General features: G+C 41.3%; 14 protein-coding genes. 2 read left to right on the top strand and 12 right to left on the bottom strand.

Annotation, left to right across the window (positions count from 1 at the left end; translation table 11 throughout):
• Positions 1-47 precede the first annotated feature (47 nt).
• The 7 genes from NQ556_RS12255 to NQ556_RS12285 form a co-directional block, all read right to left on the bottom strand.
• The gene (locus NQ556_RS12255) at positions 48-1604 is read right to left on the bottom strand and encodes an ABC-F family ATP-binding cassette domain-containing protein (protein WP_008373260.1); all 1557 of its coding nucleotides are present in this window, start codon (positions 1602-1604) and stop codon (positions 48-50) included.
• Between the two features lie 117 nt (positions 1605-1721).
• On the bottom strand, positions 1722-3554 hold the full coding sequence (locus NQ556_RS12260; RefSeq protein ID WP_243426647.1) for an ABC transporter permease: 1833 nt from the start codon (positions 3552-3554) through the stop codon (positions 1722-1724).
• A 9-nt stretch (positions 3555-3563) separates the two neighbouring features.
• Positions 3564-4220, bottom strand: coding sequence for a hypothetical protein (locus NQ556_RS12265; RefSeq protein WP_008373248.1), 657 nt, complete (start codon positions 4218-4220; stop codon positions 3564-3566).
• Entirely contained in the window at positions 4213-4914 is a 702-nt protein-coding gene (locus tag NQ556_RS12270; RefSeq protein WP_022220777.1) for an ABC transporter ATP-binding protein, read from the bottom strand. The genes NQ556_RS12265 and NQ556_RS12270 overlap by 8 nt, the downstream gene beginning before the upstream one ends.
• Positions 4915-5020: 106 nt before the next feature.
• Positions 5021-5950 carry a sensor histidine kinase gene (locus NQ556_RS12275; protein ID WP_022220778.1) on the bottom strand — a complete coding sequence of 310 codons (930 nt, stop codon included), beginning with the start codon at positions 5948-5950 and terminating at the stop codon, positions 5021-5023.
• Positions 5938-6606 (bottom strand): response regulator transcription factor, encoded by a 669-nt coding sequence (locus NQ556_RS12280; protein WP_008373229.1) that lies wholly within the window; start codon positions 6604-6606, stop codon positions 5938-5940. Before NQ556_RS12280 ends, NQ556_RS12275 begins: the two co-directional genes overlap by 13 nt.
• 336 nt (positions 6607-6942) lie before the next feature.
• Positions 6943-7206, bottom strand: coding sequence for a hypothetical protein (locus tag NQ556_RS12285; RefSeq protein ID WP_117557074.1), 264 nt, complete (start codon positions 7204-7206; stop codon positions 6943-6945).
• 1 nt (position 7207) lies between these two features.
• Here NQ556_RS12285 and NQ556_RS16735 point away from each other — a divergent pair, with 1 nt between their 5' ends.
• Complete coding sequence (locus NQ556_RS16735; RefSeq protein ID WP_271813960.1) at positions 7208-7354, top strand: hypothetical protein; 147 nt, start codon at positions 7208-7210, stop codon at positions 7352-7354.
• Positions 7355-7450: 96 nt separating this feature from the next.
• Here NQ556_RS16735 and rpsI read toward each other — a convergent pair whose 3' ends face one another.
• The 5 genes from rpsI to NQ556_RS12310 form a co-directional block, all read right to left on the bottom strand.
• The gene (gene rpsI, locus NQ556_RS12290; RefSeq protein ID WP_008373223.1) at positions 7451-7843 is read right to left on the bottom strand and encodes a 30S ribosomal protein S9; all 393 of its coding nucleotides are present in this window, start codon (positions 7841-7843) and stop codon (positions 7451-7453) included.
• Between the two features lie 27 nt (positions 7844-7870).
• Entirely contained in the window at positions 7871-8299 is a 429-nt protein-coding gene (rplM, locus tag NQ556_RS12295) for a 50S ribosomal protein L13 (RefSeq protein WP_022220779.1), read from the bottom strand.
• Positions 8300-8484: 185 nt separating this feature from the next.
• The gene (locus tag NQ556_RS12300) at positions 8485-11028 is read right to left on the bottom strand and encodes an HD domain-containing phosphohydrolase (protein ID WP_008373219.1); all 2544 of its coding nucleotides are present in this window, start codon (positions 11026-11028) and stop codon (positions 8485-8487) included.
• A gap of 9 nt (positions 11029-11037) precedes the next feature.
• Positions 11038-12576 carry a GH3 domain-containing protein gene (locus NQ556_RS12305; protein WP_416387199.1) on the bottom strand — a complete coding sequence of 513 codons (1539 nt, stop codon included), beginning with the start codon at positions 12574-12576 and terminating at the stop codon, positions 11038-11040.
• Between the two features lie 95 nt (positions 12577-12671).
• A complete protein-coding gene (locus tag NQ556_RS12310) occupies positions 12672-13244 on the bottom strand; it encodes a hypothetical protein (protein WP_022220781.1) in 573 nt (190 codons plus the stop codon).
• Between the two features lie 253 nt (positions 13245-13497).
• Here NQ556_RS12310 and NQ556_RS12315 point away from each other — a divergent pair, with 253 nt between their 5' ends.
• Positions 13498-14802 (top strand): alpha-amylase family glycosyl hydrolase, encoded by a 1305-nt coding sequence (locus tag NQ556_RS12315; protein ID WP_008373212.1) that lies wholly within the window; start codon positions 13498-13500, stop codon positions 14800-14802.
• Positions 14803-14874: the final 72 nt, after the last annotated feature.

The following is a 14874-nucleotide window of genomic DNA, read 5'->3' on the forward strand; positions in this document are numbered from 1 at the left end:
AAAAAGACCTTTCAGGATAGTCCCGAAAGGTCTTCTGCACGACACTTTTAAAATACTTTTATCGTCCACTTGCTCATATCCCACACCTCATTTACCACATCCTGATAGAATTCCGGCTCATGGCAAATCAGAAGAATACTTCCTTTGTATTCCTGAAGCGCTTTTTTCAGAGAATCCTTTGCATCCACGTCTAGATGATTGGTCGGCTCATCCAGGATCAGCAGATTCGTGTCCTTGTTGACCAGCTTACAGAGTCTTACCTTTGCCTGTTCACCACCACTCAGTACCCTTACCTGGCTCTCAATATGCTTCGTAGTGAGTCCGCATTTTGCAAGGGCAGAACGCACCTCATACTGGGTAAATGACGGAAATTCCTGCCACAGCTCTTCAATACAGGTGGTCTTGTTTTCTCCTTTAACTTCCTGTTCAAAATAGCCGATCTGAAGATTTTCCCCAAGCTCACACTCGCCGGAAATTGCCGGGATCAGACCAAGTACACTCTTCAAAAATGTAGTCTTTCCGATACCATTTGTTCCGACAATCGCAATCTTGTGTCCTCTTTCCATCTGGAAATTCAGCGGCTTGGAAAGTGGTTCATCATAACCGATTACAAGATCCTTTGTTTCGAATAACATTTTCCCCGGAGTCCGTCCGTAACGGAACTTAAATTCCGGTTTCGGCTTTTCCGCTGCCAGCTCAATTACATCCATTTTATCCAGCTTTTTCTGTCTGGACATCGCCATATTTCTTGTAGAAACACGGGCTTTATTTCTTGCCACAAAATCCTTCAGTTCACTGATTTCCTGCTGCTGTCTGCGGTATGCTGCCTCAAGCTGTGCTTTCTTAACTGCATAGACCTCCTGAAAATGATCATAGTCTCCCACATAACGATTCAGTTCCTGGTTCTCCATATGATAGATGATATTTACCACTTCATTCAGGAACGGAATATCATGGGAAATCAGAATGAATGCATTCTCATAATCCTGCAGATACCGCTTCAGCCACGTAATATGCTCTTCATCCAGATAGTTTGTCGGTTCATCCAGAAGCAGGATGTCCGGCTTCTCAAGCAGAAGCTTTGCCAGAAGAACCTTCGTTCTCTGACCTCCGCTTAGATCTGTAACATCACGGTCAAGTCCCAGATCCAGAAGTCCCAGTGCTCTTGCGACCTCTTCTACCTTTGCATCAATCGTATAAAAATCATGCAGTGTCAACTCATCCTGGATCGTTCCAAGCTCTTCCATCAGAAGATTCATCTCATCCTCGCCTACTTCACCGAGTTTCTCACAGATCTCGTTCATTCGCTGCTCCTTCTGCAAAAGCGGATCAAACGCACTTTTCAGTGCGTCCTGGATCGTCATACCGCTCTGAAGGACTGCATGCTGGTCCAGATAGCCTGCTCGTACATTCTTCGCCCATTCCACCTTTCCCTCGTCCGGCGTAAGTTTCCCGGTAACGATACTCATAAAGGTAGATTTACCCTCTCCGTTTGCTCCTACAAGACCGATGTGCTCCCCTTTTAAAAGGCGGAACGATACATCATCAAAAATAGCACGGTCACCAAAACCGTGTGTCAGATGTTCTACATTTAATATACTCATATTTTATTATTCTCCCTGATTCATTTCTTTACACATTGTCTTTTATTATATGTGGAAATCGGGGTTCTTTCAATATAAACAGTCAAAAAACCACAGCTCTATATCTAAAATCCAAAATCACTCAACTCCTTTAATCCTCTCGACAACAGTTCCATTCTTTTCCAAAATAATCCAAGTAAGGACTGGAACCATAGTACAAACTAGCAAACTGATTCCCACTGCAAATAAAAGTGGAAGTATTGACACTGAAAACGCAATCCCACGATAATTCATTGATTCATACAGAAGATACGTTGCTCCCATTCCTACTGTTAGCGTAACAAGCCATGCGCCGCCTGCATAGAGAACTCCTTCCCTGACCAGCATTCCAAGAATCTGCTTCGGGGTCATCCCGATACTCTCCATAACCGAAAGCTCCATCATCCGGCTCTGCACATTTACTACAAAGGTGTTCATGTAGTTCATGATTCCGATAAAAGCCAGAATCAGCACAATCCCGATTCCCAGTTGCGGCATATTACCTTGTGCTTTTTCAATCTCATCTGCATCTTCGATTTTGGATTCCCAGGAAAAGTCTTTTGCATTGTCATTTTTTTCTAGTAACGCAAGGATTTCCTGTTCTGTATCTCTATCATATTCCTTGTGATATTTTATGCTGGTCTTTAGTGTAATTGGATGATTGGCAAATGTTTTCACCACCTGATCACTGGCTATAATCGTCGGTGGGTATCCAAGGAGTGCTGTATAATAATTCTCGTCCGTAACTCCTTCTATGGTAAAAGTTTTTGTCGTTTGTTGATCTTCATACAAAGCACATGTCACATTTTTTCCTATTATGTCAGCATCTGAAAGATCCAAACCATTTCGATAAACAATACATACTTTTCCCGAAAGGAAGTCCTCTTTCTTTATCGGATGCGTAAGACTGTTATTTAAATAATCAAATTCCTGTTCATCAATTCCAATCAGAGAGGATCCAAAATTCTCAGGATGATTCTGATACTCGTCCTTTTCCTTACTATATGGAATGCTCATCCACTTTGCGTAAAATTCTTTCATCCACATCTCAGCAAAATCCGGTTCCCATGGAACTGTAATCTCGGCAAATATCATAGAATGTGCTTCAGAGACTCCGGCATTTTCTTTGATTGACTTCACGAAAGAATCATCCAGAATGTCTCTTCTGTCTTCTGATTTTTCTTTACATGCCGTATCATTTTTAATGACCATATCCGTATCCATATAATTTGACACTATGGTTCTTGCTGCCTGACTGTCCAGCATGGTCACAATACAAAGGTACACAGACAGACTGGTGGCCAAAGACAACAGTACCACCGCAGTTCTTTTCTTATCCTTTGTAAACTGCTCCATGGAAAGTCTTGCTATTACTTTCCCCTTTCCTGCTCTTCTTACTTTTACGTTTTTGTGGGTCGGACAATAACCAAGCGCTTCTATTGGAGAAATATCTGCTGCCATTTTTATCGGTTTTTGGCTTGCCAGAAAGATGGTAACCCCAACCAGTAAGATGGTTGCCAGCAGAACTGCCGGATGAAAACGAACCATATCTGCTCCAACATAGCCACTTTTGATTCCAAGTGATTTTACAACAACAGGAATCAGGAAAAAGGATACCATCCCACCTGACAGACATCCAAGTACTGTCCCTGCAGATCCAATCAGAAGCATCTGTTCCTTCATCATCCTTTTTATCTGCTTTTCCGTCATTCCGACCGTCTGAAGCAGACCATAATAACGAACTTTTCCAGTTACAGAAAGATACATAATATTATAAATAAGCAGATACGCACACAAACAGGTAACTGCAATCAAGCCAATAAGACCTGCCAATATCTGAACCGATGCGCCAAGATCTTCCATGAAGAAAAGATTCTGCTGCTTTCCAAGATTCATATTTTCGATAAAAGCATTCTGCTCTTTTTTTGTCATGATTTTTTGCTAAAAATCCATAAAGTAACGACCGGAAGCTGCCTGCGAAAGCTTCCATCCCGATTGATCATAGAATTCTTTCGAGACATAAAACTGTTTCTTGGGTCCATATCCGTCCCAGATCCCACAGATTCGAAAAGTCCCTGTAAAGATTCCCTCATGTGTTCCATAAGACATAGCAAGGGTATCGCCTACATCAAGATCTTCGTAACCACATTCTTTTAAAGCGGATTTTGTTACCATTATCTCATCCAAAGCTGTCGGATATCTTCCTTCCAACTTTTCTCTGACCGGCTCCATCATCTGTGTCCAATATCCATCATCTGCCCAGATCAGTCCCACATTCAGTGTGGAATCCTGATCTGTTTTTTCTACCCATCCACAGACTCCCACTGTACCTGTCAGAACGATATCCGGGTTGTTCTCACACATTTGCCTCTGTTCATCCGTCACTCCATACATGATTGCATCAAATTCTGCTCCTGACATACGGATGTTCTGAATTTTCTGAAGTCTAAAATAAGAATCTCCGACTGTGAATATTGTGAATACCAAAAAGGAAGAAAGAAGAACCGCAAGGAGCAAAGTAATGGTCTTTCTCCTGTTTACTTTTAAAGCGTTCCATGCCATCCTTTTAATCACTTTCTGATTCGGATTCTTAAGCATAGGAATCACTTCCCTTCCCGGTATCTCCTACAATCTTTCCGTCCTCAATATGTACGATACGATCTGCAAGCTGTGCAATGTCTCTGTCATGCGTGATAAGAATCAAGGTCTGGCTGAACTGTTTTGCTGCCATTTTCAAAAGTCCAAGTACATCATGGCTGGTAACCGAATCCAGATTTCCTGTCGGTTCATCAGCCAGAATAATGGCGGGCTTCGCCGCAAGTGCCCTGGCAATCGCAGCCCTCTGCTGCTGTCCACCAGATAATGTTCCAGGAAGAGCTTCCCTCTTCTCTGACAGTCCTAAAAGTTCCAGTATCCCATCCACATATTCCGCGTCAACCTTTCTCCCATCCAGTTCCGCCGGAAGAATGACATTCTCATATACATTAAGATCCGGGACAAGATTATAATTCTGAAAAATAAACCCGATTTTTCTCCTGCGAAATATGGCAAGCTGTTCTTTTTTCATTCCCAGAAGGCACTTACCCTCTACCAACACTTCCCCATCTGTTGGCACATCCAGTCCACCCAGCATATGCAAAAGTGTACTTTTCCCGGATCCGCTTTTTCCGATAATAGCAACGAATTCCTGATCTTTCACACGAAAATCTACGCCATCCAATGCCTTTACCGTATTTTCACCCATTTGATAGTATTTTTTTAAGCTTCTTGTCTCTACAATGTATTCTTTCATTGGTTTGCCTCCTTCTTTTGATATTCTATAGAATATCTCCTAAAAATCACAAACCTGTCTCAATTTTTAATTATCACAATATTGTGACCATCCCCGATCGGTTATGTTACGATTCATTCACCGGTAAATACAAGCGAAAACACGCTCCTTTTCCCACTTCAGACTGTACTTCTATGTAGCCCTTCTGAAGTTCCATGATTGTTCTTGCAAGATATAATCCGATCCCAACCCCTGGTTTATCATGCACCTCCGGCTCACGGTAAAATCTTGTAAAGATCTCTGCCTGCCTCTCCGGGGCAATCCCTTTTCCAGTATCAGAAATGCTGATCTTTAAAAATAATTCCTGTCTTTCTGTCTGAATATGGATCTTTCCAGCTGGTTCGGTATACTTGAGTGCATTGTCCAGAATATTATAAATTACTTCCTCCGTCCATTTGCTGTCATGACGGATCATCATATTTTCTTCGCAGTTCACATATAGATCAATCCCCTTCAACGCCGCCTCCGGAACCACATCGGCAACTGCATGGCGGATTGTTTCGTATAGATTTTGGTCTTCCTTATGTATTTGCAGAATTCCCGTTTCAAGCCTTGACATTTTTACCATGCTCTGCATTAAAAAATCAATTTTTTCCATCTGCCCTTTGATTTTTCCCAAAAACTCCTGACCGTTTTGCGAAAACTCTTCATCCTCAAGGAGTTCCAGGTATAGTTTTATATTGGCAATGGGCGTCCTTGCCTGATGGGATATATCAGAAATCAATCCCTTTACTCTTTCTTTCTCACGAAAACCGTCTTCTTCTTTTTTCCGAAATACATTCCCGGCTTTCGCTAATTGTGTTCCTGTTCTTCCCCAGAGGCTATCCTCCAATTCTTCTTCCATATTCCATTCTTTTCCTGTTACGATAGCATCCAGAGCATCTTCCACCTTTTCAGCAAACAACTTCGCTTCTTTTTTTATCCGGTAGTTTTTCCATAACAATACCAGTACTGCTGCAAATAAAATTATCATCATGATACACATCAGCCAATCCATTGATATCCCATCCCATATACATTTGAAATATACCTGTGATTCTTATCTTCAATCTTTCCTCTCAGACGATTCACATTTACTGCCAGTGTGTGCTTGTCCACAAACTGTCCTCCACTGTCCCACAACCGCTCCAATAACAGATCATAAGTCAGAAGCTGTCCTCGGTTCATAAGAAATTGACAAAGCAGACGGCACTCTGTCGGTGTGACGGGGCATTCCTGACCTTTTACCGTTACTCGTGCATTATCCAAATCTATATATAAGTACTCATCTGCAAAAATCAGACGATTGACCGAAGCAGTTCTTTTTAAAATGACTTCTATTTTTCTAAGTAAAATCTTCATTGAAAATGGTTTAGTAACGTAATCTTCTGCCCCGGATTCATATCCTGCCAGAGCATCCTCCTCCATATCCCTGGCTGTCAGGTAAATGACCGGAACTTCTCTTTGCTTTTTTACCCACTGGCAAAAAGAGAAGCCCTCGCCATCTGGAAGATTCACATCCAGAAGGACCATATCTATCTGATTCTCAAAAAAAATCTGCTTCCCTTTTTCCATAAAAGTCACACCATAAACTCCATATCCTGACTTTTTCAAAAAATAACAGATTGCCTGATTCAAATCAAAATCATCTTCTACAACTAATATATACTGCATATCCTAATTCCTCCGATACAGATTCTCACAAAGAAATCTCTGCATAGCAATGATACCTTTCAATATTGTACCACAGACTTTTCCTGGGTATGAAAAAAAAAGAAAGAATCTCAATTTTGTGATTATTCAGTGCGCAAAAAAAGAAAATATTTTATAAGTCTTTTCATATATCGTTTGTTTTTTTGTTTACCTTATTAATTTCCTCTCTGAAATTCTTTTTTGCCATGAAAGTTTTCTGTCTTTCTTCTGCCACCTGATTCAAAGCATCATCTCTTTCTCTTCTCATCTTTTTCGTATGCAGTTACGTTCGACATATTTGTTTTCCTTTTGTCTCAATCACTTATAAAAAGTTGCTCTACAAATCAGCAAATAGCCCAGATATTCCTGAATGGTTGGGATATCCTCTTCCTCAACCAGATCCTTTAAATACTTCAACCACATTTCGGGTTTAGGAGCTTCCGGATTATAATTGACATTTAACCGGTTTCTACAGAACTGTTTTTCTTCTTCAAACTTCCCATTCAGATAATAGACTCCATTTACAACATGAATTGGAATTAAGTGGTCGCCACACTGTACGCGCCACACTACAATTTCCATGATGAAAGAACACAGCATTGATGAAACTACCATCAAGAAGATTGTTGGACATTCTGGAGCTATGACGCTTACAGAACGTGTCTACACTCATCTTGATGTCCAGGTTCTGATCGATGCCATAAACAAAATTGTGGGAGACATTCCATAAAGATTCGAGGGTAAAGAAAAACCCCAGAAACACATGGTTTCTGAGGTTTTGTATGCATTTTTTCGTTCCAAACGATTATCTCTTTGTGAACAGAAATTAACGTTTAGAGAACTGTGGTGCTCTACGAGCTGCTTTGAGACCGTATTTCTTACGTTCTTTCATACGTGGGTCACGTGTAAGGTATCCGGCTTTCTTAAGTACCGGTCTGTAATCAGAATCTGCTTCAAGAAGTGCTCTTGCGATTCCGTGACGGATTGCTCCTGCCTGTCCTGTGTATCCACCACCACGTACGTTAACGAGAACGTCAAATTTATCAACTGTTTCAGTTGCAACTAATGGCTGACGAACTACAACTTTAAGAGTTTCAAGTCCTAAATATTCGTCGATATCTCTTTTATTGATTGTGATCTTACCTGTACCTGGTACAAGGTATACTCTTGCGATAGATTTTTTTCTTCTTCCTGTTCCGTAGAATTTAGCTGTTGCCACTTTTATTTCCTCCTTTCAAACCTCTGACTAAAATGTTAAAACTTCTGGTTTCTGTGCCTGATGAGCATGTTCTGCTCCAGCATATACGTGAAGTTTCTTGATCATTGTTCTTCCCAAAGGTCCTTTTGGAAGCATACCTTTAACAGCAAGTTCGATAACCTGTTCCGGTTTCTTTGCCATCATTTCTCTTAATGTAGTTTCTTTCATTCCTCCTACATAATCTGAGTGATGATAGTATACTTTCTGATCTAATTTCTTTCCTGTAACTTTGATCTTTTCAGCGTTGATAACAATTACGTTGTCACCTGTATCAATGTGCGGTGTAAATTCCGGTTTATTTTTTCCTCTTAAAACTTTAGCGACTTCTGCTGCAAGACGTCCAAGTGTCTGTCCTTCAGCGTCAACTACATACCATTTTCTTTCAATCTTATCTGGATTAGCCATGTAAGTTTTCATTGGTTGACCTCCTATGAATTTCAGTTTACTAATTATTTTCATTGTAGATTCTATAGAAAACAAGTTCACTCCGGGGCTTTGGTGCAAACTGTTTCTTCTCACGTCATACTTGCATATTATATTATACCAACAGGCTTTTGTCAACCGTTTCTTGCTGATTTTCGTCACTTTTTTGTGGGAATATTCTACAGCATTTCTTTCAGATTGTCCACAGTTTCTTCTGCCTTCACCAGTGTAATACTGCCATTATCCAGGCATTCAACAAACTTATATACCAGGTCAGGATCAAACTGTCTGCCTGCATCCTGAAGAAGCTTCTCCCGTGCCACTTCAATAGGAAATGCTTTTTTATAACATCGTTTGGATGTCATGGCATCAAAAGAATCTGCCACGCACAAAATCCGCGCAGTCAGTGGAATATCTTCTCCTGCGATCCGGCGTGGATATCCTTTTCCATCATACCGCTCATGATGACCGATGACTGCCGGAATTACATAATCCAGCGATGGAAGGTGACGGATAATATCGATCGATGCCTCTACATGCCCTTTGATGATCTCATATTCTTCATCTGTCAGTGTTCCCTCTTTATTGAGTATATACTCCGGAATACCGATTTTACCGACATCATGCAGAAGTGCTGCCTGCCGGATAATCTCTATCATATCTTCGTTCATTCCAAGGGTCGTCGCCAGTGACGTTGCATAATAAGCTACATTGTTGGAATGGCTGAACGTATAGTGATCCTTCGCATCAATTGCCGCCGTCAGCGCATAAATCGTAGACTCATACTCCTGATAAATATGGGTGCGATTCCTTGTATTGTTCCCCACACTGTTGTTCCGGAACATCATATCAAAGACCTGGATCCCATTTTTTCCATTATGTTTCACATGATAAACTGCCAGATCTACATTTTCCATCAGCTCTTTCACGTTCCTTGCCGCATAAGGAGCCGCACTGATACCGGCACTCACAGTTACCGCTTTCAGCTTCATATCCGTTCTGCGGTTATTCATAACATAAATCTGTTTTGCAATAGATTCCACCATATTTCTGGCGGAAAAAAGATCATATCCCGGTAAAAGAACCGCAAATTCCTTTCCTCCATAGCGGGCCGTGTATCCACTTTCTCCGACACTGCTTCTGATAATATCTGCAATCCGCTGCAGACACAGATCTCCTTCTTTCACCCCATACAACTGATTATACAATTTAAAATCATCTACATTGATGATCGCAAGTGCCAGCGATGCCTCCCTGTTTTTCTCAAGCTCTTCATTCAGCACTTCATAGAAATATTTCCGGTTCAGTAATCCGGTCATCTCATCTGTTCTGGCTTCCTGGCGGGCTCTCTCGTACAATCTTGAATTCTTAATCGCAATCGATGCAACCGACGTAACAGATGAGATCAGCTGCACCTCATCATATACCAGCCGTTTTTTCACCGAAGCATCTGTGATCAGAATCACACCAACCAGGCATTCTCCATCTTTCAACCCTGCACAGTAACGGATATGCGTCTTATCCAGCCGGTGTTTTTCACTCTCCCACATCGACTTATACTCCACGGTATAACGGAAATCCCGGTAAATGATCGGCTCTTCATGTTCTTTCAGCCACTGGATCATCGGGTTTTCTTCTTCCATCGTAAATGTCAGATCATTCAGTGGCTGATCACTTGCCACTCCCCGATATGGCTGTCCCGGTGCATCCTGCATACAAATATAGATATTTCCAACATCCATCAGTTCTTTCATGACACTGATCGTTTTGTCCAGAATTTCATTTAAATCCAGCGTCTTCGAAATTGCAGAGCTGAACTCCCTGATTTTTTCTGTCTGATAATTTTCTTCCCTGACAAACACACTGCGTACCAGAAGCTTCCACAAAAAAGTAAACAGCGCATAAATCACCAGAAACACAATTGCAAAAGCAAGGGCATAAAGCGTTGTATTCTTATTCATCTGTATATGGAAGATTTTCTGCAGATATGGAATTACATTCAAAAATACAATAACAGAAAACAAAAATCCCACACCGTAACACAGACTGGGCGATGCCAGCATCTGCAGCCGGAACAGACGTCTGCGGATCAGTGCATAAAACAGGAAAAATACATTTACAACACCACTTAAAATATCAATCGGAAATCCACTGAAAAATGGTATTCCAAGCAACATATTCCCTGCAAACAACACCAGAACCCCTGCCATGACCGGTTCATACTGTACTTTCATATTGGGATTTGCTTTGCAGATCCGCACAAGGATAAGGAAAAGATAAATCAAAAAAATCCCAGCCGGGAAAAAGAGTACTAATATAGTAGGTTTAATCTCATACACAAAAGTAGGAAGCCCATTCTTTTCCACCACATTCGGGCATCCCAGGAATACCCCATGCCGGATATTTACCACAAAACAGATCAGCATAACAGCCAGATATATTTTCCCTGGCAGACCTTTTTTCACCCCGCCAAATGCCAGAATAAAGCAATAATATGCATACGGCAGTAGTAAAATTCCAAGCAGGGAAACCTGATACCAGAATTCATAACTTGGCCACAGATGAACACGCATAAATGCCGATCCTCCAGCCCAAAAAAGCAGTCCAACCAACACTACCAGAAAGCTATTTACAATTTTATTTCGCTTCGCTGTCAGAAACATCAGCAGCATAAATCCATAGCACACCATTGCTATGATTGAAATATATCCATAGGTTCCCATAATTCCCTCTTATCTCACTTTGTTCAAACATTCCTGCACTTCCAGCAACGCCTTCAAATCATAATAAGAAGGATTCATCTGATGCAGTTTTTTTCCAGTCTGTTTTTCATAAGTTTCAAATGTTCCGCACGTAAAAATTGTAACCTGCAAAGGATCCATTCCCAATATTTTCTTCAAGTCACGGTAATCCTGATCAATATATTTAAAATATGTACTCAGTAACTCTTTTAAAATATCGGCGCTCATGGCACTGTTCAGCAAGGATTCCCGTTCCAGTTCTACATACATATGCAGATATGGGCGGTTCTTTTCATTATATTCTTTTGCCGCAACCCAGTTTGTGATCGGGAGCTTTGACAGACGAATAACATTTCGGATCCCATTTTCTGAAATCCTTGTAAATCCTGCTATGTCAATGATCCATGGTACCCTGTCCACATATTCAAAACGTGGGATCTGTGTTTCATCTTCCCTGTTTTCCAGTCCAACGCACCGGTACATATCACCACAACGATATCTCGCGAATGCACCGCCTTTCAAAATCGTAAATACGAGCTCATATTTTTCTCCCGGTCGTACTTCATCCATCAGATATGTCGGTGGAACATAAGACGGATCCTCATGATTTTTCAACATATCCTTCTCTGTGATAAATTCATAAAATGCCGTATCCGGGAAGAAATACATTCCTTTTCTCGTCCAGGTCTCTGTCCCCATTATAGATGGCTCCGTACCAGCAAACAATTCCATCGGCCGGATTCCCCAGAGCTCTTCCAGATCATCTTTATAGCACTGATTATCCGTACCCGCTACCATGAACCCTTTTAAATGGAATAAATCCTTTGGAAGTAATTGCCGGTTCTCTTTTTTACAGCGGCACTTTGCCTGTATCAGGCGGAAGATCATATGCGGTCTGCATTTCAGAAGACTTGATAGTTGGATGCCTCTGCCACCAGTCAGCGAAGACAGGCTCAGACTTACCGCATAAGCCACACTTCCAAGTCCAAAGAAAAATCCCAGATCTTTTTTCATCGCCATTTTAAATCCCAGCTTGTTTCGTTCGCTGAAACTCATATTCACAGCATCTTTTACTGCCGGAAGGAACTCGATATCGATTTCTTCTCCGAGTGCCAGTGGAAAAAGTCCTGTAGCATATGGAAGCGGTGCCAGCGCATACAGGAATTTATCCGTAGATGCAACATCAAAAGATCCCTTTTTCCTGCTGGTCGATAAAATCAGACATGCTGTCACATTATTCCGGTAGGTATCCAGCATACTTCTTGTATACGGCGCAACCTTAATCGGATGTTTCCCGCCTTCCCAGGTTGTCTGAATCCAGATCACCGGATTCCCTGGAAGCATATCAGGCTGCTTGGTCAAAAGAATATCTGCATAATCTTCATACTCCGTCAGTGGTACCATTTTACGGAATTCATCCAGATTTCGGGGATGTTTTCCTTTCAAAATCGACTGCCCAAGTCCACAGTTACTCCACAGCCGGATCTGTTCTTCCATCAGCCGCTTCTGGATTTTCATGTAACCGTCCATCGACAGATCCAGAAATCCACAGTACTGCTGCCATATTTCATTATACTGTTGTTTTTTTAATTATTCTTTTAAATTCATAGACTGTCCGCTCCAGATCAATCATTTTTTCTGATAGTACGCAGGCATACCAGTATACTTTTTCTGTTCGGTATCAGAAATGGCGTACTTTGCTGATATTCTTTATAGTTAAAAAATGTCCGTGGAAATGTCCACAGATCCTGAAAAATAATATACAGATAATTCCAGAAAATCATAAGGAAAAAATAAATCCCTTGTTTCCATCCACCGACCATTCCCCACATGCACAAATACGCTCCTGCAAACCATAAAACACCCGGATGGCGGCACAATCCATACATACCTTCTGTATAAGCCGCACGCAGTTTATTTTCTTCACAATAGGTTTCTTCAAAGGGAAGCGCAAAAAACAACGTATAAATGAGCAGACAAAAGAAAAGGAATCCTCCTAATCCAAATCCGGTCATTGTTCCGATCTTCCGATGGCAACTCCCCCATGCTGCATAAAGTTCTGCAATCAGCGATACTACAACGAGAATACTCCCAGCTGCAAAAAATTTTTGTAATACTGCATTCTTCATCCGAACACTGTTAATATCATAAATAAAATACAGAATAAATCCTGTACTTCCTAGTATAAACTGCCACATTTTTCTCTCCATAATTTGTGCATTATTATGCACAAATACCTTTTCACGCACCATAAATTATAATAAAGGTTACTATAAATTGCAACAAAAAAAATGGCTTCCCTTTCCTTTTTTTCAAAAACATTACTATATCATTACATTTTTTACAAATTCCACTTTTGCTTTAAATAGTATACCATCATTTGCTTCTATCTGATACAATAGATGTATGGGATTTTTATCCAAATTTTGACTAAAAGGCAGGTACTAGAATATGTGGGCTTATGAAGGAATTTTTTATCAGATCTATCCAATTGGATTCTGTGGCGCTCCGACCGCAAATGACGGCAAAACCGTATCCCGGATTTTAAAATTAAAGGACTGGAGCAGTTATCTGGAATCCTTAGGTATCTCTTCTATATTATTAAATCCAATTTTCGAATCAGACAATCATGGTTATGATACCAGGGATTATAAAAAAATCGACTGCCGTCTCGGAACCAATGAAGATTTCGCAGAAGTATGCAAAGATCTCCATGCACACAATGTAAAAATCGTTCTTGACGGTGTGTTTAATCACGTAGGACGCGGCTTCTGGGCATTTAAGGATGTACAGGAAAAGAAATGGGACTCTCCATACAAGGACTGGTTCTGCATCAATTTTGACGGTAATTCCTGCTACAATGACGGATTCTGGTATGAGGGATGGGAAGGACATTTTGAACTGGTCAAACTGAATCTTGCCAATTCTGCTGTTGTAGATTATCTCCTGGAATGTGTAAAAGGCTGGATCGATGAATTTGACATCGACGGTCTCCGGCTTGATGTTGCATACTGCCTGGACCGCAATTTCATGAAACGTCTGCGCAGTTTCTGCCAGGAATTAAAACCTGACTTTGCCCTGATCGGAGAGGTTCTCTTCGGGGACTACAATCAGATCGTCAATGACGAAATGCTGCACAGCTGCACCAACTATGAATGCTATAAAGGTATTTATTCCAGCTTCAACAGCATGAACATGTTTGAGATTGCGCACTCTCTGAATCGTCAGTACGGACCGGAACAGTGGTGCATTTACCGCGGAAAACATCTGATGTCTTTTGTTGACAACCACGATGTAACCCGAATTGCAAGTATCCTGACCAACAAGAACCACCTGCCGCTGACTTACGGACTTCTTCTTGGTATGCCGGGTGTTCCTTGTATTTATTATGGAAGTGAATGGGGTGAGGAAGGGGTAAAAGCACCAAATAATGACTACGCCCTTCGTCCATGCTTTGAAGAACCAAAGCCAAATGAACTGACCGAAGAGATCAAAAAAATGATCCACGTCAGAACCGGAAGCAATGCACTCTGCCACGGAAGCTACCGTAATGTTGTCCTGACCAACCATCAGCTCATCTTTGAGCGTCGGACCGATGATGAACGGATGCTGGTTGCGATCAATGCATCGGACGCACCGTTTACTGCGCACAATGGAGAACTCGGAGGCACAATGACCGACCTGCTCACCGGAAATGAAATCCAGATGAGCGGACAGCTTGAGATGCCGCCGTACAGTGTGCAGTATCTGAAATAATATCTCCGGACATTTTCCAAAGCAGACCTCTTTGGTTTGCCATGAGAATGATTGATATTGCTTAACAGCACA

Origin of the sequence: Coprococcus comes ATCC 27758, assembly GCF_025149785.1 — a bacterium.
Taxonomy (GTDB): Bacteria; Bacillota; Clostridia; order Lachnospirales; family Lachnospiraceae; genus Allocoprococcus; species Allocoprococcus comes.